Origin of the sequence: Pseudomonas sp. REP124, assembly GCF_020164475.1 — a bacterium.
Lineage (GTDB): Bacteria > Pseudomonadota > Gammaproteobacteria > Pseudomonadales > Pseudomonadaceae > Aquipseudomonas.
On the sequence record NZ_JAIQWX010000006.1, the window covers coordinates 25,195 to 44,883 of the forward strand.

General features: G+C 60.0%; 16 protein-coding genes and 1 pseudogene. 16 read left to right on the plus strand and 1 reads right to left on the minus strand.

All coding sequences use genetic code 11. From position 1 onward, the window contains the following. The first annotated feature begins 41 nt into the window (after positions 1–41). The 8 genes from dnaE (at position 42) to ispD (ending at position 11,468) form a co-directional block, all read left to right on the plus strand. The gene (dnaE, locus tag K9857_RS02825) at positions 42–3,563 is read left to right on the plus strand and encodes a DNA polymerase III subunit alpha (RefSeq protein ID WP_224533390.1); all 3,522 of its coding nucleotides are present in this window, start codon (positions 42–44) and stop codon (positions 3,561–3,563) included. A gap of 139 nt (positions 3,564–3,702) precedes the next feature. Then, on the plus strand, positions 3,703–4,650 hold the full coding sequence (locus K9857_RS02830) for an acetyl-CoA carboxylase carboxyltransferase subunit alpha (protein WP_224533391.1): 948 nt from the start codon (positions 3,703–3,705) through the stop codon (positions 4,648–4,650). Between the two features lie 133 nt (positions 4,651–4,783). Next, on the plus strand, positions 4,784–6,112 hold the full coding sequence (tilS, locus tag K9857_RS02835; RefSeq protein WP_224533392.1) for a tRNA lysidine(34) synthetase TilS: 1,329 nt from the start codon (positions 4,784–4,786) through the stop codon (positions 6,110–6,112). Positions 6,113–6,386: 274 nt separating this feature from the next. After that, positions 6,387–8,018 (plus strand): CTP synthase, encoded by a 1,632-nt coding sequence (locus K9857_RS02840; protein WP_224533393.1) that lies wholly within the window; start codon positions 6,387–6,389, stop codon positions 8,016–8,018. A 5-nt stretch (positions 8,019–8,023) separates the two neighbouring features. Beyond that, positions 8,024–8,869: a 3-deoxy-8-phosphooctulonate synthase gene (gene kdsA, locus K9857_RS02845; RefSeq protein ID WP_224533394.1), complete on the plus strand. Its 846-nt coding sequence runs from the start codon at positions 8,024–8,026 to the stop codon at positions 8,867–8,869. A gap of 156 nt (positions 8,870–9,025) precedes the next feature. Then, on the plus strand, positions 9,026–10,315 hold the full coding sequence (gene eno / locus K9857_RS02850; protein WP_224533395.1) for a phosphopyruvate hydratase: 1,290 nt from the start codon (positions 9,026–9,028) through the stop codon (positions 10,313–10,315). A gap of 170 nt (positions 10,316–10,485) precedes the next feature. Next, positions 10,486–10,764, plus strand: coding sequence for a cell division protein FtsB (gene ftsB, locus K9857_RS02855; RefSeq protein ID WP_175375052.1), 279 nt, complete (start codon positions 10,486–10,488; stop codon positions 10,762–10,764). Further along, on the plus strand, positions 10,761–11,468 hold the full coding sequence (gene ispD, locus K9857_RS02860) for a 2-C-methyl-D-erythritol 4-phosphate cytidylyltransferase (protein ID WP_224533396.1): 708 nt from the start codon (positions 10,761–10,763) through the stop codon (positions 11,466–11,468). The genes ftsB and ispD overlap by 4 nt, the downstream gene beginning before the upstream one ends. Here ispD and K9857_RS02865 read toward each other — a convergent pair. Beyond that, the gene (locus K9857_RS02865; RefSeq protein ID WP_224533397.1) at positions 11,465–12,364 is read right to left on the minus strand and encodes a LysR substrate-binding domain-containing protein; all 900 of its coding nucleotides are present in this window, start codon (positions 12,362–12,364) and stop codon (positions 11,465–11,467) included. The genes ispD and K9857_RS02865 overlap by 4 nt on opposite strands. Positions 12,365–12,471: 107 nt before the next feature. Here K9857_RS02865 and K9857_RS02870 point away from each other — a divergent pair, with 107 nt between their 5' ends. The 8 genes and pseudogenes from K9857_RS02870 to rpoS all read left to right on the plus strand — a co-directional run bounded on the left by K9857_RS02870 (position 12,472) and on the right by rpoS (position 19,689). Continuing rightward, positions 12,472–13,584, plus strand: a complete 1,113-nt coding sequence (locus tag K9857_RS02870) for an S-(hydroxymethyl)glutathione dehydrogenase/class III alcohol dehydrogenase (RefSeq protein WP_047526341.1) — start codon at positions 12,472–12,474, stop codon at positions 13,582–13,584. 89 nt (positions 13,585–13,673) lie between these two features. Then, the gene (gene fghA, locus K9857_RS02875; RefSeq protein WP_224533398.1) at positions 13,674–14,522 is read left to right on the plus strand and encodes an S-formylglutathione hydrolase; all 849 of its coding nucleotides are present in this window, start codon (positions 13,674–13,676) and stop codon (positions 14,520–14,522) included. A 41-nt stretch (positions 14,523–14,563) separates the two neighbouring features. Continuing rightward, a complete protein-coding gene (gene ispF, locus K9857_RS02880; RefSeq protein ID WP_175375047.1) occupies positions 14,564–15,037 on the plus strand; it encodes a 2-C-methyl-D-erythritol 2,4-cyclodiphosphate synthase in 474 nt (157 codons plus the stop codon). After that, a complete protein-coding gene (truD, locus tag K9857_RS02885) occupies positions 15,034–16,092 on the plus strand; it encodes a tRNA pseudouridine(13) synthase TruD (RefSeq protein ID WP_224533399.1) in 1,059 nt (352 codons plus the stop codon). The genes ispF and truD overlap by 4 nt, the downstream gene beginning before the upstream one ends. Further along, on the plus strand, positions 16,080–16,829 hold the full coding sequence (surE, locus tag K9857_RS02890) for a 5'/3'-nucleotidase SurE (protein ID WP_224533400.1): 750 nt from the start codon (positions 16,080–16,082) through the stop codon (positions 16,827–16,829). Before truD ends, surE begins: the two co-directional genes overlap by 13 nt. Before the next feature lie 41 nt (positions 16,830–16,870). After that, complete coding sequence (locus K9857_RS02895) at positions 16,871–17,506, plus strand: protein-L-isoaspartate(D-aspartate) O-methyltransferase (RefSeq protein WP_224533440.1); 636 nt, start codon at positions 16,871–16,873, stop codon at positions 17,504–17,506. Between the two features lie 212 nt (positions 17,507–17,718). Next, entirely contained in the window at positions 17,719–18,576 is an 858-nt protein-coding gene (locus tag K9857_RS02900) for a peptidoglycan DD-metalloendopeptidase family protein (RefSeq protein WP_224533401.1), read from the plus strand. 104 nt (positions 18,577–18,680) lie between these two features. Then, positions 18,681–19,689: pseudogene (rpoS, locus tag K9857_RS02905) on the plus strand (RNA polymerase sigma factor RpoS).

Consider the following 19,689-nt stretch of genomic DNA (forward strand, 5'->3'; position numbering starts at 1 on the left):
ACAATCCGGGCCTTGTTGTTTTCATGACTTACAGGATCACTATGCCGGCTTCATTCGTTCACCTGCGCCTGCACACTGAATTTTCCCTGGTTGACGGTCTGGTGCGGATCAAACCGCTGGTCAAGACCCTGGTCGGCATGAACATGCCTGCCGTTGCGGTTACCGACCAGAACAACATGTGTTCCCTGGTCAAGTTCTATAAAAACGCCATGGGTGCCGGGATCAAGCCGATCTGCGGCGCCGACCTGTGGCTGTCGAACAAGGACCCTGATGCGCCGCTGAGCAAGATCAGCCTGCTGGTGATGAATCCTCTGGGTTATCGCAATCTGACCGAGCTGATCTCCCGTGGCTTCATCGAAGGCCAACGCAATGGCCTGGTGATCGTCGAGCGTGAGTGGGTGGCAGAAGCCAACGAAGGCTTGATCATGCTGTCGGCCGCGAAAGAGGGTGAGATCGGCATGGCGATGCTGGCCGGCAACCCGGGCGAAGCCGAAACCCTGGCGCGCGAGTGGATGGCGGTGTTTGCCGACCGCTTCTATCTGGAAATCCAGCGTACCAACCGCGTCAACGATGAAGAGCAACTGCACGGCGCGGTGGCCCTGGCTGACAAGCTCGGTGCGCCGCTGGTCGCCACCAACGATGTGCGCTTTATCAAGCAGAGCGATTTCGACGCCCACGAAACCCGCGTCTGCATCGGTGAAGGGCGGGCTCTCGACGATCCGCGGCGTTCGAAGAATTACAGCGATCAGCAATACCTCAAAAGTGCCGAGGAAATGGCCGAGCTGTTCAGCGACATCCCCGATGCGCTGGAAAACACCGTCGAGATCGCCAAACGCTGCAACATCGAAGTGAAGCTGGGCACGCACTTCCTGCCGGACTTTCCTACGCCCAACGGCATGGGCATCGACGATTACCTGCGTCACGTTTCCCACGAAGGCCTGGAAGAGCGTCTGGCGGTGTTGTGGCCCAAGGACACGACCCCGAATTATGAAGAGAAGCGCCAGGTCTACCTCGATCGCCTGAAGTTCGAGCTGGATATCATCATCCAGATGGGGTTCCCCGGTTACTTCCTGATCGTTATGGACTTCATCAAGTGGGCCAAGAACAACGGCGTGCCGGTCGGCCCAGGCCGGGGATCGGGTGCCGGTTCCCTGGTGGCCTACGTTCTGAAGATTACCGACCTCGACCCGCTGGCCTATGACCTGCTGTTCGAACGTTTCCTCAACCCGGAACGGGTTTCCATGCCCGACTTCGACGTCGACTTCTGCATGGACGGTCGCGACCGGGTGATCGAGTACGTGGCCGACGCGTATGGCCGCAACGCGGTAAGCCAGATCATCACCTTCGGCACCATGGCCGCAAAAGCGGTGGTGCGCGACGTGGCGCGGGTGCAGGGCAAGTCCTACGGCCTGGCCGATCGTCTGTCGAAGATGATTCCTTTCGAAGTCGGCATGACGCTGGAGAAAGCCTACGAGCAGGAAGAGATCCTGCGCGATTTCCTCAAGGTCGACGAGGACGCCAAGGAAATCTGGGACATGGCGCTCAAGCTCGAGGGCGTCTGCCGCGGTACCGGTAAGCACGCCGGTGGTGTGGTTATCGCCCCGACCAAGCTCACCGACTTCTCGCCGATCGCCTGTGATGAAGAGGGCGGCGGCCTGGTGACCCAGTTCGACAAGGACGACGTCGAGGCCGCGGGTCTGGTGAAGTTCGACTTCCTGGGTCTGCGGACCCTGACCATTATCAAGTGGGCGATGGAGACCATCAACCGCGAGCAGGCCAAGCAAGGCCTGGATGATCTGAACATCGACTTCATCCCGCTCGACGACAAGAAAACCTACGATCTGCTGCAGAAAGCCGAAACCACGGCGGTGTTCCAGCTTGAATCGCGCGGCATGAAGGAGCTGATCAAGAAGCTCAAGCCCGACTGCCTGGAAGACCTCATCGCACTGGTGGCCCTGTTCCGTCCAGGCCCTCTGCAATCGGGCATGGTGGACGACTTCATCAACCGCAAGCACGGTCGCGCCGAGCTGGCGTATCCGCACTCGGACTATCAGTACGAAGGCCTCAAGCCGGTACTGGCACCGACCTACGGCATCATCCTGTACCAGGAACAGGTGATGCAGATCGCCCAGGTCATGGCCGGCTACACCCTCGGCGGTGCGGACATGCTGCGTCGTGCGATGGGTAAGAAAAAGCCCGAAGAAATGGCCAAGCAGCGCGGCGGTTTCATTGAGGGTTGCGCCACCAACAATATCGATGCGGACCTGGCCGGTAACATTTTCGACCTGGTAGAGAAGTTCGCAGGTTACGGCTTCAACAAATCCCACTCCGCCGCCTATGGCCTGGTGTCGTATCAGACCGCGTGGCTCAAGACCCACCACCCGGCGCCGTTCATGGCGGCGGTGTTGTCGGCGGATATGCACAACACCGACAAGGTCGTGACCCTGATCGAGGAAGTGCGCAGCATGAAACTGCGCCTCGACGCGCCGGATGTGAACGCGTCGGAGTTCAAGTTCACCGTGAATGACGAGGGCCGGATCATTTACGGCCTGGGTGCGATCAAGGGGGTTGGCGAAGGTCCGGTCGAGGCCATCACCGAGGCGCGCCAGGACGGTCCGTTCAAGGATCTGTTCGACTTCTGCGCCCGTGTCGACCTCAAACGTGTGAACAAGCGAACGCTTGACGGTTTGATTCGTAGCGGTGCGCTGGATCGTCTCGGTCCTTACTTCCATGACGAAGTGAAAGCCTATCAGGCCAATATCGACCTTAACCGCGCGGTGCTGCTGACGGCGTTGGAAGAGGCCATCAAGGCGGCCGAGCAAACTGCCAGGACCCATGACAGTGGTCACGCCGACCTGTTTGGCGGCCTGTTCGTCGAAGAAGATTCCGACGTCTACGCCAATCATCGCAAGGCCCGGGAACTGACCCTCAAGGAGCGGCTCAAGGGTGAAAAAGACACCCTGGGCCTGTACCTGACCGGTCACCCGATCGACGAATACGAAGGTGAAATCCGCCGTTTCGCGCGCCAGCGCATCATCGATCTGAAACCTGCCCGTGATACCCAGACTGTTGCGGGCATGATCATCGCCTTGCGGGTAATGAAGAACAAAAAGGGCGACAAGATGGGGTTCATCACCCTGGATGACCGCTCCGGGCGTATCGAGGCGTCGCTGTTTGCCGATGCGTTCCACTCGGCCCAGGCGCTGTTGCAGACCGATGCGATGGTGGTGGTCGAAGGCGAAGTCAGCAACGACGATTTCTCCGGCGGCCTGCGGTTGCGGGTCAAGCGGGTGATGAGCATGGAGGATGCGCGTACCAACCTGGCGGAAAGCCTGCGTCTGAAGGTTCAGACTCAGGATCTCAAGGGCGATCAGCTACGCTGGTTGGGCGACCTGTTCAAGCGTCACCGCGGTGCGTGCCCGATCACCATGGAATACACCAGCCCCGATGCGAAGGCCTTGTTGCAGTTCGGCGAGGGCTGGCGAATCGATCCGGCGGATGCGTTGATTCAAGCCCTGCGTGACCAGTTCGGGCGAGACAACGTCTTCCTCCAATACCGTTAACGGTCAGTGCTATCAGTTTGCCCTGAGCGTGACCTGAATTTTTAATCTCGACCTGAACGCGCCTCTCCCTTAAGGTAGGGCGCGAATAGACAACCGGCCGGCCCAAGCTCTCTTGGACGTCGACCCAAGACGGACGCCTATGAACCCGAATTTCCTGGATTTCGAACAGCCGATCGCCGACCTGCAAGCCAAGATCGAAGAGTTGCGCTTGGTCGGTAATGACAATTCGCTGAATATCGGCGATGAGATCTCCCGCCTGCAGGACAAGAGCAAAACCTTGACCGAAGACATCTTCGGCAAGCTGACCAGCTGGCAGATCGCACGTCTGGCGCGCCACCCCAAGCGCCCGTACACCCTGGACTACATCGATCACATCTTCACCGAGTTCGATGAGTTGCACGGTGACCGTCACTTCTCCGACGACGCCGCCATCGTGGGCGGTATCGCCCGCCTGGAAGACCAGCCAGTGATGGTCATCGGTCACCAGAAAGGCCGTGAAGTGCGCGAAAAGGTTCGCCGCAACTTCGGCATGCCGCGTCCGGAAGGCTACCGCAAGGCTTGCCGCCTGATGGAAATGGCCGAACGCTTCAAGATGCCGATCCTGACCTTCATCGATACCCCGGGAGCTTATCCGGGCATCGACGCCGAAGAGCGCAACCAGAGCGAAGCGATCGCCTGGAACCTGCGCGTCATGGCTCGCCTGAAAACCCCGATCATCGCCACCGTTATTGGTGAGGGTGGTTCCGGCGGCGCACTGGCGATCGGTGTCTGCGATCAGCTGAACATGCTGCAGTACTCGACCTACTCGGTGATTTCGCCGGAAGGTTGCGCCTCGATTCTGTGGAAAACCGCAGAAAAGGCACCGGATGCCGCTGAAGCCATGGGCATCACCGCCGAGCGCCTCAAAGGCCTGGGCATCGTGGACAAGGTGATCAACGAGCCTCTGGGCGGCGCACACCGTGATCCGGCCACTGCGGCAGCTTCGATCCGTGCCGAACTGAGCTCGCAACTGTCGATGCTCAAGAAGCTCGATCACAAGGCGCTGCTGGATCGTCGTTACGAGCGTCTGATGAGCTACGGCCTGTAAGCAGACCTCGCTTCATCCATGTGGGAGCGGGCTTGCTCGCGAAAGCGGTGCATCAGTCAACGATGATGTTGAATGTGATGCCCTCTTCGCGAGCAAGCCCGCTCCCACATTTGATTTGTGCAAAGGGATCGCCATGAGCCAGTCAAAGATTGATCTTGCTGCCCGGCTTCTGCTGAATCTCGCCCCTTGGCGCAACGCCACCACCTGGCGCATCGCCTTCTCCGGTGGTCTCGATTCCACCGTCCTGCTGCATCTGCTCGCACATCTATCCAAAACCGAATCCCTGCCGGCGCTGAGCGCCATCCATGTCCATCACGGCCTTCAGGCGGCGGCCGATGCGTGGCCGCAGCACTGCCAGTCGGTGTGTGATGGCTTGGGTGTGCCGATTCAGATCGTTCGCGTTCAGGTTCGGCCCGGCGCCAGCCTTGAGCGGGCGGCTCGGGATGCGCGTTATGCCGCATTCAGCGAGGCTACGCAGAATGACGAAGTCCTGCTGACCGGCCAGCACCGCGATGATCAAGCGGAAACCCTGTTGTTTCGCCTGCTGCGTGGTACCGGGGTGCGAGGGTTGTCGGGCATGCCACGCCAGCGTGCGCTGGGTCGTGGTCATCTCTTGCGGCCATTGCTCGATGTCAGTCGAACGGAGCTGGAGGTCTACGCCACCGAGCACCGGTTGAGCTGGATCGAAGACCCTTCCAACCAGGATCACCAGTTTTCGCGCAACTACCTGCGTCATCAGGTGTTCCCCGCGCTGAACTCGCGCTGGCCGCAAGCGATGGCGACCATGGCTCGCAGTGCGGAGCATTTGCATGAGGCGCAGGGGCTGCTGGATGAGCTGGCGCAGATCGACTTGAGCCAGGCGCGTACCCAAAGTGAATTCGATTGGCTCGGTTTGCCGTCACTTGAACTGGCATCGCTGGAGAAACTTTCCGCCGCTCGTCAGCGCAATGCCCTCGGTCACTGGCTCGCGCCGCTCACGCGCATGCCCGACAGCGACCATTGGTCGGGTTGGGTAAGTCTGCGCGACGCCACTGGCGATGCCCGGCCGATCTGGCGCCTGGCGGATGGCGAGTTGCATCGCGCGGGTGGGCGAATCTGGTGGCTGTCGGGTGCCTGGTTGCGTGCAGCGCCGGCGGTTGGGGGGTGGCCCGATCCCTCGCAAACCCTGACATTACCTGACAATGGCGTGCTCACGCTCACGGGCCAAATCCCCGCTGGCCCCCTGCAGATTCACTATCGTGAAGGGGGAGAGGTGATGGAACTGGCGGGTCGCGGGCACCGTGATCTGAAGCGTTTGCTCAATGAAAGCGCGGTCCCGCTGTTCGTGCGCGGCAGATTGCCGCTGCTGTTCGCGGGCGGGCAATTGCTGGCGGTAGCCAATATCGACGGGCTCGATGGCGGTCCTTCGGGCAGCTGGCGTTTGCACTGGCAGCCACCGGTCGAAGATCAAGGTTTGAGATGAAAGGGGCATTCCGGTAGACTACGCTCCCTTCTTGATACAACTTCTGTGGATTCGCCTGAATTGCAGGAGTTGCCGATTACCAAGCAGTCTTTGCTGGGCGATTCCAAAAAATGTGTAGCGAAAAACGAACCGGAGTTTCATCTCCCGGTCTGTCCCAACGCGGCGGTTTTTTTGAAAGGTGCACTGTGATTAATGCAGGTGATCGGGGGCTTCGGCCTTCCTTCGCTTTCCCGGGCGGCTCGGACCGCTTTAACGCAGACTTCTAGGGTTTTTCATGACGCGCTACATATTCGTCACGGGCGGTGTTGTTTCTTCATTGGGGAAAGGCATTGCATCGGCATCATTGGCGGCCATCCTGGAGGCGCGGGGACTTAAGGTCACCATGCTCAAGCTGGATCCGTACATCAACGTCGACCCGGGCACCATGAGCCCGTTCCAGCACGGCGAAGTGTTCGTCACCCATGACGGCGCCGAGACCGACCTGGACCTGGGCCACTACGAGCGGTTCATCCGCACGACCATGACCCAGAACAACAACTTCACCACCGGTCGCGTCTACGAGCACGTGCTGCGCAAAGAGCGCCGTGGCGACTATCTGGGTGCAACCATCCAGGTGATTCCGCACATCACCGACGAAATCAAGCGCCGCATCATCAAGGGCGCCGGCGATGCCGACGTGGCCATGGTCGAGATCGGTGGCACCGTGGGTGACATCGAGTCGCAACCGTTCCTCGAAGCCATCCGTCAACTTCGTTTCGAAGTCGGCGCCAAGCGCGCGATGCTGATGCACCTGACGCTCGTCCCGTACATAGCCACCGCCGGCGAGACCAAAACCAAGCCAACCCAGCACTCGGTCAAGGAACTGCGTTCCATTGGCCTGCAGCCTGACGTGCTGGTTTGCCGCTCCGATCACCCGATCGACGTGTCCTCCCGTCGCAAGATCGCGCAGTTCACGAACGTTGAAGAGCGTGCGGTGATCGGTCTGGAAGACGCCGACACCATCTACAAGATCCCGGGCATCCTGCATTCGCAGGGTCTGGACGATTTCGTCGTCGAGCGCTTCGGCCTGCAATGTGGCGGCGCCGATCTGTCCGAGTGGGAAGCCGTGGTCGACGCCAAGCTCAATCCTGAGCACGAAGTCACCATCGCCATGGTCGGCAAGTACATGGAGCTGCTGGACGCCTACAAGTCGCTGATCGAAGCGATGAGTCACGCCGGCATCAGCAACCGCACCAAGGTCAACCTGCGCTACATCGATTCCGAAGACATCGAAAACCAGGGCACCGCGCTGCTGGAAGGTGTCGACGCGATTCTGGTGCCGGGCGGCTTCGGTCTGCGTGGCGTGGAAGGCAAGATCACCGCCGTTCAATACGCTCGCGAAAACAAGGTTCCATACCTGGGTATCTGCCTGGGCATGCAAGTGGCGGTCATCGAGTTCGCTCGTAACGTCATGGGCTGGAAAGACGCCAACTCCACCGAGTTCGATCGTGCCAGCGGCCACCCGGTCGTGGGGCTGATCACCGAGTGGGAAGACGCCACCGGCGCGGTCGAAACCCGTACCGAAACTTCCGATCTGGGCGGCACCATGCGCCTTGGCGCGCAAGACTGCCTGCTCGAACCAGGCTCCAAAGTTCACGACTGCTACGGCAAGGACGTGATCGTCGAGCGTCATCGCCACCGTTACGAAGTGAACAACAACCTGCTGCCACAAATCATGGAAGCCGGCCTGAAAATTTCCGGCCGTTCCGGTGATGGTGCGCTGGTAGAAGTGGTCGAGGCTGCGGATCACCCATGGTTCGTCGCTTGCCAGTTCCACCCTGAGTTCACCTCGACGCCACGCGACGGTCACCCGCTGTTCAGCGGTTTCGTCAAGGCTGCTTTGGCTCAACACCAGAAGAAGGCGTAAACCTGATGGCGCAGAAGATCATCCGCGTAGGCGACATCGAGATTGCCAACGACAAGCCAATGGTGCTGTTCGGTGGCATGAACGTGCTGGAAAGCCGCGACATGGCGATGCAGGTCTGCGAAGAGTACGTGAAGGTTACCCAGAAGCTGGGTATCCCTTACGTGTTCAAGGCCAGCTTCGACAAGGCCAACCGCTCCTCCGTGACTTCTTACCGTGGCCCCGGCCTGGAAGAGGGCATGCGGATTTTCCAGGACATCAAGCAAGCCTTCGGCGTGCCGATCATCACCGACGTCCACGAGCCTGAGCAGGCTGCGGTCGTCGCTGAAGTCTGCGACATCATCCAGTTGCCGGCCTTCCTGTCGCGCCAGACCGACCTCGTGGTCGCGATGGCGAAGACCGGTGCGGTGATCAACATCAAGAAAGCCCAGTTCCTCGCCCCTCAGGAGATGAAACACATCCTGAACAAGTGCGTGGAAGCGGGTAACGATCAGTTGATCCTCTGCGAACGCGGTTCGAGCTTCGGCTACAACAACCTCGTGGTCGACATGCTGGGCTTCGGCATCATGAAGCAGTTCGAATACCCGGTGTTCTTCGATGTGACTCACGCCCTGCAGATGCCGGGCGGTCGCTCCGATTCCGCCGGTGGTCGCCGCGCACAGGTCACCGACCTTGCCAAAGCCGGCATGAGCCAGTCCCTGGCCGGCCTGTTCCTCGAAGCCCACCCGGATCCGGACAACGCCAAGTGCGATGGTCCTTGCGCCTTGCGTCTGGACAAACTGGAGCCATTCCTGGCCCAGCTCAAAGCCCTGGACGAACTGGTTAAGAGTTTTCCGACGGTAGAAACCGCGTAATCCTCATTTCTCCGGTAAAGTACCGCACGATTAACGCTCAGGCCCTCGGGCCTGAGCCTTATCGTCCGCAAGTCTGCCCCGCTGCACACCACTTGCCGACGGTAAAAGATTTCCTCTAGCTGCGTCGTTTTCGTCAACTTTGGAGTGTTTACAACAATGGCTAAAATCGTCGACATCAAAGGTCGTGAAGTTCTCGACTCCCGTGGCAATCCCACCGTGGAAGCGGACGTGCTTCTCGATAACGGCATCATCGGCAGCGCCTGCGCGCCGTCCGGTGCTTCCACTGGCTCGCGTGAAGCACTCGAGCTGCGTGATGGCGACAAGAGCCGTTACCTGGGCAAGGGCGTTCTCAAGGCCGTTGCCAACATCAACGGTCCGATCCGTGATCTGTTGAAAGGTACCGATCCAAGCGACCAGAAAGCGCTGGACCTGGCGATGATCAAGCTGGACGGCACTGAAAACAAAGGCTCCCTGGGCGCCAACGCGATCCTCGCCGTTTCCCTGGCCGCGGCCAAGGCAGCAGCTCAGGACCAGGACCTGCCGCTGTACGCTCACATTGCCAACCTGAACGGCACCCCGGGTGTTTACTCGATGCCGGTTCCGATGATGAACATCATCAACGGTGGCGAGCACGCCGACAACAACGTCGACATCCAGGAGTTCATGGTTCAGCCGGTTGGCGCCAAGTCCTTCTCCGAAGGTCTGCGCATGGGCACCGAAATCTTCCATCACCTCAAAGCCGTGCTGAAGGCCCGTGGCCTGAACACTGCCGTGGGTGACGAAGGTGGTTTCGCGCCTAACCTGGCTTCCAACGAAGACGCTTTGAAAGTGATCTCCGAAGCCGTCGCCAACGCCGGTTACAAGCTGGGCACCGACGTGACCCTGGCTCTGGACTGCGCAGCGAGCGAATTCTACGAAGACGGCAAGTACAACCTGTCCGGCGAAGGCCAGGTGTTCACCGCTGAAGGTTTCGCTGATTACCTCAAAGGTCTGACCGAGCGCTACCCGATCATCTCCATCGAAGACGGTCTGGACGAGTCCGACTGGGCTGGCTGGAAAATCCTCACCGACAAGATCGGCGAGAAGACTCAACTGGTAGGTGACGACCTGTTCGTGACCAACACCAAGATCCTGAAAGAAGGCATCGACAAGAAGATCGCCAACTCGATCCTGATCAAGTTCAACCAGATCGGCACCCTGACCGAAACCCTGGAAGCCATCCAGATGGCCAAGGCTGCCGGTTACACCGCAGTGATCTCGCACCGTTCGGGCGAAACCGAAGATTCGACCATTGCCGACCTGGCTGTCGGTACTTCGGCTGGCCAGATCAAGACCGGCTCCCTGTGCCGTTCCGACCGCGTTTCCAAGTACAACCAACTGCTGCGTATCGAAGAGCAGTTGAACGGCAAAGCCAAGTACAACGGTCGTGCCGAGTTCCGCGGTTGATCGATGACTGAAAAAAAGACGACAGATTGTGTCGGAAAAATCGCTACGGCGACGTTTTTGCCACTAATCTGATGCCTTATCAGCACAAGCCTGGTTCTTCCAGGCTTCGTGCTGTCAGTAGCTTCATGTTTTGGTGTGGCGGTCTTTTTTCACTGGATACCTGATATTCGATGCGCAGTCCCAATTGGTTGTTCCTCGTCTTGCTTCTGTTGCTGGCCGGCCTGCAGTACCGCCTGTGGGTGGGTAATGGCAGCCTGGCGCAAGTGGCCGAGCTGACGCAGCAGATTGCGGATCAGCATGCCGAGAACGAGGCGCTGCTGGAGCGCAATCGGGTGATGGACGCTGAAGTCAGCGAGTTGAAGAAGGGCATGGAGACCGTTGAAGAGCGGGCTCGCCATGAATTGGGCATGGTCAAGGACGGTGAAACCCTTTACCAGTTGGCACAATGAACCAGTCTCTACCGGCCTTCTGGGCCGTGATTCCTGCCGCGGGCGTCGGTGCCCGTATGGCCGCGGACCGTCCCAAGCAATACTTGCAACTGGGCGGGCGCACAATTCTCGAACACAGCCTTGGCTGTTTCCTTGATCACCCAAGCCTCAAGGGCGTGGTGGTCAGTCTTGCTGTCGATGATCCCTACTGGCCGAACCTGGCCTGCGCCAGCGACCCGCGCATTGCCCGTGTCGAAGGCGGCGCCGAGCGTTCCGGTTCGGTGCTCAATGCGCTGCTGCATCTGCACGGGCAGGGCGCGGGCGATGATGATTGGGTGCTGGTGCACGATGCGGCGCGTCCGAACCTGAGCCGTGACGATCTGGATCACCTGCTGGCCGAGCTTGCCGATGATCCGGTGGGCGGGCTGCTGGCGGTGCCGGCGCGGGACACGCTCAAGCGGGTCGACAAGCACGGTCGTGTGGTTGAGACCGTGGATCGCAGCGTGATCTGGCAAGCCTACACGCCACAGATGTTCCGCCTCGGTGCCTTGCATCGCGCGCTGGCGGACAGTCTGGTGGCGGATGCGGTGATTACCGATGAAGCGTCGGCCATGGAGTGGTCGGGGCAGTCGCCGCGTCTGATCGAAGGCCGCTCCGATAACCTCAAGGTCACTCGACCCGAGGATCTCGACTGGTTGCGTCAGCGCTGGGCTAACCGCCGCTAAAAGATCCTGTATTCAGGCCGCTCGGCCAGCCCCTCTTTCAAATAATCCACCAACTTGCGCACCTTCGGCGACAGATGCCGCTGCTGCGGATACAGCGCCCAAACCGCCGTATTAGGCGGTTGATGAGCTTCAAGCAGCGAAATCAAAGCACCGCTCTTCAGATGCTCCAGCACGTAATAGTCCGGCAACTGACACAACCCGACCCCCTGCAAGGCCGCATCCAGCACCGCCTGCCCACTGTTGCAACGCCAGTTTCCCTGCACCCGCTGCGAAAATTCCCGCCCGTTCTGTTCCAGTTGCCACTGGTCCGAGCTGCCGATGAGGCAGTTATGCCGGCTCAGTTCCGACAAACTGTGTGGGCGACCGTACCGCTCGAGGTAGGAAGGCGACGCACACAAATACATGCGTCGTGGCGCCAGGCGCGTGGCGACCAGTCGCGAGTCCTGCAATCGCCCCAAACGAATCGCCAGATCGAGGCCTTCGTGCACCAGGTCCAGTTGGCGATTGCTCAGTTCAATGTCGATTCGCAACTGTGGATACAACCCCATGAATCGCGTTACCAGCGGCACGATGAACCGCTCACCGTAGGCCACGGCGCAGGTCATGCGCAGCATGCCCTTGGGTTCGCTGGTCAAGTCGCCGACAGCTCGCAGAGCTTCTTCACGACCGTCCTGCAAGCGTTGGCAATGTTGCAGGAAGGTTTGCCCGGCTTCGGTCAGGGTGACCCGACGCGTACTGCGGTAGAGCAGTCGCGTCTGCAAGCGCTCTTCAAGGCGTGCGATTTGTCGACTGATGTGGGAGGAAGAAACCCCCAGTTGTTCGGCCGCCGCCGTGAACTGGCTGCATTCGGCGACGGCGACGAACTCGTCTATACCTTCCCAGCGACTTTCGGACATCGGTGATTATCCCTGTACAGCAATAATGTTTTGCTTTCGCTCGGATTATTCACTGTAGGGCGTCGTATTACACTCCCTGTCTCGTTTTAATTCACTGGAGAAGCACCATGATCAAGTCACGCGCTGCCGTTGCCTTCGAGGCCAAGAAACCTCTGGAAATCGTTGAAGTCGATGTCGCCATGCCCAAGGCCGGTGAAGTGTTGCTGCGCGTGGTGGCTTCCGGTGTCTGCCATACCGACGCCTACACCCTGTCCGGTGCTGATCCGGAAGGTATCTTCCCGTCGATCCTCGGCCACGAAGGCGGCGCGATCGTCGAAGCGATCGGTGAGGGCGTAACCTCCGTCGCCGTGGGCGATCATGTGATTCCGCTGTACACCCCTGAATGCCGCCAGTGCAAATTCTGTCTGTCGGGCAAAACCAACCTGTGCCAGGCGATTCGCGCCACTCAGGGCAAGGGTCTGATGCCGGACGGCACCTCGCGTTTTTCCTACAAGGGCGAGACGATTTTCCACTACATGGGTACTTCGACGTTCTCCGAGTACACCGTGCTGCCGGAAATCTCCGTGGCCAAGATCGCCAAGGAAGCACCGCTGGAAAAAGTCTGCCTGCTGGGCTGTGGCGTCACCACCGGTATCGGCGCCGTGCTGAACACCGCCAAGGTGAAACCGGGTGACACCGTGGCCATCTTCGGTCTCGGCGGCATCGGCCTGTCGGCGGTGATCGGCGCAGTCAAGGCCAAGGCGGCTCGCATCATCGCCATCGACATCAACCCGGCCAAATTCGAAATCGCCAAGCAGCTGGGTGCAACCGACTGCGTAAACCCTAAAGACTTCGATCGTCCGATCCAGGAAGTCATCGTCGACATGACCGATGGCGGCGTCGACTTCTCCTTTGAATGCATCGGCAACGTGCAACTGATGCGTGCCGCGCTCGAGTGCTGCCACAAGGGCTGGGGTGAGTCGGTGATCATCGGCGTCGCCGGTGCCGGCCAGGAAATCTCGACCCGTCCATTCCAGCTGGTGACCGGCCGCGTATGGCGCGGTTCGGCCTTCGGTGGCGTGCGCGGTCGTACCGAGCTGCCAAGCTATGTGGAAATGGCCGAAACCGGCGAGATCCCTCTGGATACCTTCATCACCCACACCATGGGCCTGGAAGATATCAACAAGGCTTTCGACCTGATGCACGAAGGCAAAAGCATCCGTACCGTCATTCATTTCTAAGAAGCAGCTGTGAGCTACAAGCTGCAAGCTGCAAGTGGGTGCGCCTTCTTGCAGCTCGCGGCTCGTGGCTTGTCGCTGGGAGAACTCCCATGACTCTGGAAAATATTTCTTGCCAGAAAAGCTTCGGTGGCTGGCACAAGCGTTATCGCCATCGCTCGGAAACCCTCGGCTGCGACATGGTGTTCGCCGTGTATCTGCCACCGCAGGCGGAGCAGGGCGGCAAGTTGCCGGTGCTGTATTGGTTGTCGGGCCTGACCTGCACCGATGAGAACTTCATGCAGAAGGCCGGCGCAATGCGCGTGGCGGCCGAGCTGGGATTGATCATCGTCGCGCCGGACACCAGTCCACGCGGTGCCGACGTGCCGGGTGATCCGGACGGTGCCTGGGACTTCGGCCTGGGCGCCGGGTTCTACCTCAATGCCACTCAGGAACCCTGGTCGCGTCACTATCGGATGCATGATTACGTCGTGCAGGAATTGCCGGCCCTGGTCGAAGAGCATTTCCCTGCGTCGGACAAGCGCGGCATCAGCGGGCACTCCATGGGTGGTCACGGGGCGTTGGTCTGTGCGTTGCGCAATCCGGGGCGTTATCTGTCGGTGTCGGCGTTCTCGCCGATCAACAATCCGATGGACTGCCCCTGGGGGCAAAAGGCCTTTTCCCGCTACCTGGGCGAAGACCGTTCGAAATGGCGCGAGTGGGATGCCTGTGCCTTGATCGCCGAGGCGGATGAGAAGCTGCCGCTACTGGTGGATCAGGGGGACCGTGACGATTTCCTCGCCACTCAGCTCAAGCCCGAAGCCTTGCAACAGGCGACCAAAATGGCCGGTCATCCGCTGACGTTGCGCCTGCAACCGGGCTACGACCACAGCTATTTCTTCATCGCCAGTTTCATCGAAGATCACTTGCGGCATCACGCGCATGCTCTAGGTGCCCAATAGCAGGTAGAATCACGCCCTGACAAAAATCGGGGCGTTTTTTTATGCGTATTGGCCACGGCTACGATGTACACCGTTTCGCTGAAGGCGATTTCATTACTCTGGGCGGCGTGCGTATCGCACACGGCTTCGGGCTGCTCGCTCATTCCGACGGTGACGTCCTGCTGCACGCCTTGAGCGATGCCTTGCTTGGCGCCGCCGCGCTGGGCGATATCGGCAAACACTTCCCGGACACCGACCCGCAGTACAAGGGCGCCGACAGCCGCGCGCTGCTGCGTCATGTCGTCGCACTGATCCACGCCAAGGGCTGGAAGGTCGGCAACGTCGACAACACCATCGTCGCCCAGGCACCGAAAATGGCTCCGCATATCGAATCCATGCGCGCACTGATTGCCGCGGATCTTCAAGTCGAACTCGATCAGGTGAACGTGAAAGCCACCACCACCGAGAAGCTGGGCTTCGTCGGTCGCGAGGAAGGCATTGCCGTGCATTCCGTTGCCTTGTTGCTTCGCGCATGAACGAACTGCAATTACTCGGCCCGCGTGCCTATGGCGAGGCCCTCGGCACTGCAGTATTGAAAGCCATCGCCGAAGATTTCCAGGTCGATGAAGTTCTCGACATTCCCTTGAGCGGCGACGGCGAACACCTGTGGATCTGGGTGGAGAAGCGTGGCCTGAACACTGAGGAAGCGGCGCGGCGCATTGCCAAGGCCGCCGGCGTGCCATTGCGCACCGTCAGCTATGCGGGGCTCAAGGACCGTCAGGCGCTGACCCGCCAGTGGTTCAGTGTGCAACTGCCGGGCAAGGCCGATCCGGATCTTTCGGCAGCGGAAAACGAGACGCTGAAAATCCTCAAGACCAGCCGACACAAGCGCAAGCTGCAACGCGGTGCCCATTCGGCCAATGGCTTCACCTTGCGCCTGACCCAGTTCGACGGCGACAAGGCCGCCATTGACGCGCGCCTGCAACTGATCTCCAAACAAGGCATCCCCAATTATTTCGGCGCCCAGCGTTTCGGGCATGACGGTGGCAACGTGGTCGACGCCCGTGCCTGGGCCGCGCGCAAGGCTTTGCCGGAGCAGCGCAATGTGCGCTCGCGTCTGCTCTCGACGGCCCGCAGTTTTCTGTTCAACCAGGTCTTGGCCGCCCGCGTCGCCGACGGCACCTGGCAGCAAGCACAGGTTGGCGATCTGCTGGCGTTCACTGACAGTCGCAGCTTCTTTCCCGCCGGTGAGGCCGAGTGCAGCGACCCGCGCCTGGCGATTCTCGATCTGCACCCGACGGGACCGCAGTGGGGCGAAGGTGACTCGCCGGCCACGGGCGCTGTCCATGAACTGGAGCAGGCTATCGCCGCTCGCGAAGCCGACCTTCGCGATTGGTTGATCAACGCCGGAATGAGCCACGAACGTCGTATCCTGCGGCTGCCCATCGCCGGGTTGACGTGGCATTATCCCGAGCCTGACATTCTGCAACTGGAATTCGTCCTGCCGGCCGGATGCTTCGCCACCGTATTGGTGCGCGAGCTTGTCGATCTGGTGCCGGTAGGGCAGACGGACAGCCCATGCGTATTCTGATTTCTAACGACGATGGGGTAACCGCACCCGGTCTCGCCGCGCTTCATGCTGCGCTGGCGGATTACACCGAATGCGTGGTTATCGCCCCGGACCAGGACAAAAGCGGCGCCAGCAGCTCGCTGACGCTCGACCGCCCGTTGCATCCGCACACGTTGGCCAACGGCTTCATCAGCATCAACGGCACCCCGACCGATTGCGTGCACCTGGGCCTCAATGGCCTGCTGGAGCGCGACGTGGACATGGTGGTGTCCGGGATCAACCTGGGCGCCAATCTGGGGGACGATGTCCTGTATTCCGGGACCGTGGCCGCAGCGCTTGAAGGGCGTTTCCTCAGCCGTCCCGCATTTGCCTTTTCGCTGGTCTCGCGCCAGGTCGACAACCTGCCGACGGCCGCCTACTTCGCACGAAAACTGGTCGAGGCCCAGGGCGATCTCGACCTGCCGCCGCGCACGGTTCTGAACGTGAACATCCCCAACCTGCCGCTGGAGCACATTCGCGGTGTGCAATTGACGCGCCTGGGTCATCGCGCCCGCGCCGCCGCACCGATGAAAGTGGTCGACCCGCGCGGCAAGGCCGGGTACTGGATCGCCGCCGCAGGTGACGCCGAAGACGGCGGACCGGGCACCGATTTCCATGCGGTGATGCAAGGCTATGTGTCCATCACGCCCCTGCAGCTGGATCGCACCTTCAATGACGCCTTCAGAAATCTGGATGGCTGGCTGGAGGGCCTGCGCTGATGTCTCGTGAGCAAGACGATATGCTGCGCCGCGGCATCGGCATGACCTCCCAGCGGACTCGCGAACGCCTCATCCAGCGTCTGTATGAAGAAGGGGTGTCCAACCCCAAGGTGCTGGAAGTCATCCGTCGCACGCCGCGTCACCTGTTCGTCGATGAAGCGCTGGCGCACCGGGCCTACGAGGACACCGCGCTGCCGATCGGACACAACCAGACCATCTCCCAGCCTTATATGGTGGCGCGCATGAGCGAGCTGCTGCTGGAGGCGGGGCCGCTGGACAAGGTTATGGAGATCGGCACGGGATCGGGGTATCAGACGGCTGTGCTGTCGCAGCTCGTCGAGCGGGTCTTCTCGGTCGAACGCATCAAGGTATTGCAGGATCGGGCCAAGGAACGTCTGGTCGAGTTGAATTTGCGCAACGTGGTGTTTCGCTGGGGCGATGGCTGGGAGGGGTGGCCGGCGCTGGCGCCTTACAACGGCATCATCGTCACCGCGGTGGCGACCGATGTGCCTCAGGCGTTACTCGATCAGCTTGCTCCCGGGGGGCGTCTGGTGATCCCGGTGGGGTCCGGTGAAGTGCAGCAGTTGATGTTGATCATTCGCGAGGAACAGGGTTTTTCCAGGCGCTTTCTGGGGTCAGTTCGCTTCGTCCCGCTGCTCAACGGACCACTCGCCTGAGCATTTATTCAGGCACGCTGAATTCTCTTCGATGGCCTTTGTCTTACACCGGCATCGATGGTTTAAACAGGATGTTTTGTGTAACGGCAAACGTGTGCGTGAAGCCATTTCGCTTCATTAAGAGTAAAGCCTGCACGGGCCGTTATACTTGCGACATTTCGTGCCGACACATGGGCAAATCAAATTTTCAGCCACCACAAAGGGAGCGGCGGGTGAGTCTCACAGTCATTGCGCAGCGTATGGGTAAAACGAGCTTTCAGCGCTTGGTGACTGGCCTTGTCATGAGCACCTTGCTGGTCGGTTGTTCCAGCAACAAATCCAGCGACGTTCGCGTCGTCGACCGCAACAATGCCGTCGCCCAGCGCCCGGCAGTTACCACCGGACAGTACGTGGTCCGACCGAAAGACACCCTGTTCTCGATCGCCTTCCGCTACGGCTGGGACTACAAGGCCCTGGCCGCGCGCAACAACATTCCGGCGCCGTACACGATCCATCCGGGTCAGACGATTCGCTTCGATGGGCGCACCGGTTCAACGCCGACGACGGTGGTCAGTTCGACCAATACAACTCCGTCATCCTCGAGTAAAACCACGGTGATTCGCCGTCCGGTAGACGGTGCCACTACCCCCGCTCCGGTGGTTGTACCGTCCGTCGCCAACAAGCCGGCAACCGCACCTTCGCCGCCTCCCGGCCCGGCCCCGACCGGCTGGGGATGGCCTTCTAGTGGCATTTTGATTGGAAAATTCTCTTCAAACGGTAGTTTGAATAAAGGAATTGATATCGCCGGAGATTTGGGACAGCCTGTTTTAGCTGCGTCTGATGGGACAGTCGTATACGCCGGGAGTGGCTTAAGGGGCTACGGCGAATTAGTCATCATCAAACACAGCGAAACCTACGTCAGTGCCTACGGACATAACCGCAGGCTGTTGGTTCGGGAGGGGCAGCAGGTCAAGGTCGGACAGACAATTGCCGAAATGGGGTCAACGGGTACAGACCGGGTGAAACTGCATTTTGAGATTCGCCGCCAAGGTAAACCTGTAGATCCGCTGCAATTCCTGCCACGCCGTTGATCGCTACCAGCCTGTTCCGTCACGTAGAGGGGACAGGCTCCAGCGTTGCCAAGGATAAAGGCGCCGCTTGAGCTTGGGGTCGAACTCACCAAAGGACTATAACAATGGCTCTCAGTAAAGAAGTGCCGGAGTTTGACATCGACGATGAGGTTCTCCTGATGGAGACCGGCATCGATACGGATTCGATGTCGAATGATGAAGGGGCGGCTTCACCTTCCGTTCGTGCCAAATCCAAACACTCCGCTTCGCTAAAGCAACACAAATACATTGATTACACGCGGGCGCTCGATGCCACGCAGCTGTATCTCAATGAAATCGGCTTTTCCCCCGTTATTGTCCCCCGAAGAAGAAGTTCATTTTGCGCGTCTGTCGCAAAGTGGCGATCCGGCCGGGCGCAAGCGCATGATCGAAAGTAACCTGCGGCTGGTGGTGAAAATCGCCCGGCGTTACGTCAATCGTGGTCTGTCGCTGCTCGATCTGATCGAAGAGGGCAACCTGGGCCTGATCCGGGCGGTGGAGAAATTCGACCCTGAACGCGGCTTCCGCTTCTCGACCTACGCAACCTGGTGGATTCGTCAGACCATCGAGCGCGCGATCATGAATCAGACCCGGACCATCCGGTTGCCGATCCATGTGGTCAAGGAACTCAACGTGTACCTGCGGGCCGCACGGGAGCTGACGCAAAAACTCGATCATGAACCCTCACCCGAAGAAATCGCCAACCTGCTGGAAAAACCGGTGGGAGAGGTCAAGCGCATGCTCGGCTTGAACGAGCGGGTTTCTTCGGTCGACGTCTCGCTGGGTCCGGATTCGGATAAAACCCTGCTGGACACCCTCACTGACGATCGCCCAACCGATCCATGCGAACTGCTGCAGGATGACGACCTGTCCCAGAGCATCGATCAATGGCTGTCCGAACTGACCGACAAGCAGCGCGAGGTGGTCGTTCGCCGCTTCGGTCTGCGCGGCCACGAGAGCAGCACTCTGGAAGATGTAGGCCTGGAAATCGGTCTGACCCGCGAACGGGTACGGCAGATTCAGGTAGAAGGCCTGAAGCGTCTTCGGGAGATCCTGGAGAAAAATGGCCTGTCGAGCGAGTCGCTGTTTCAATAA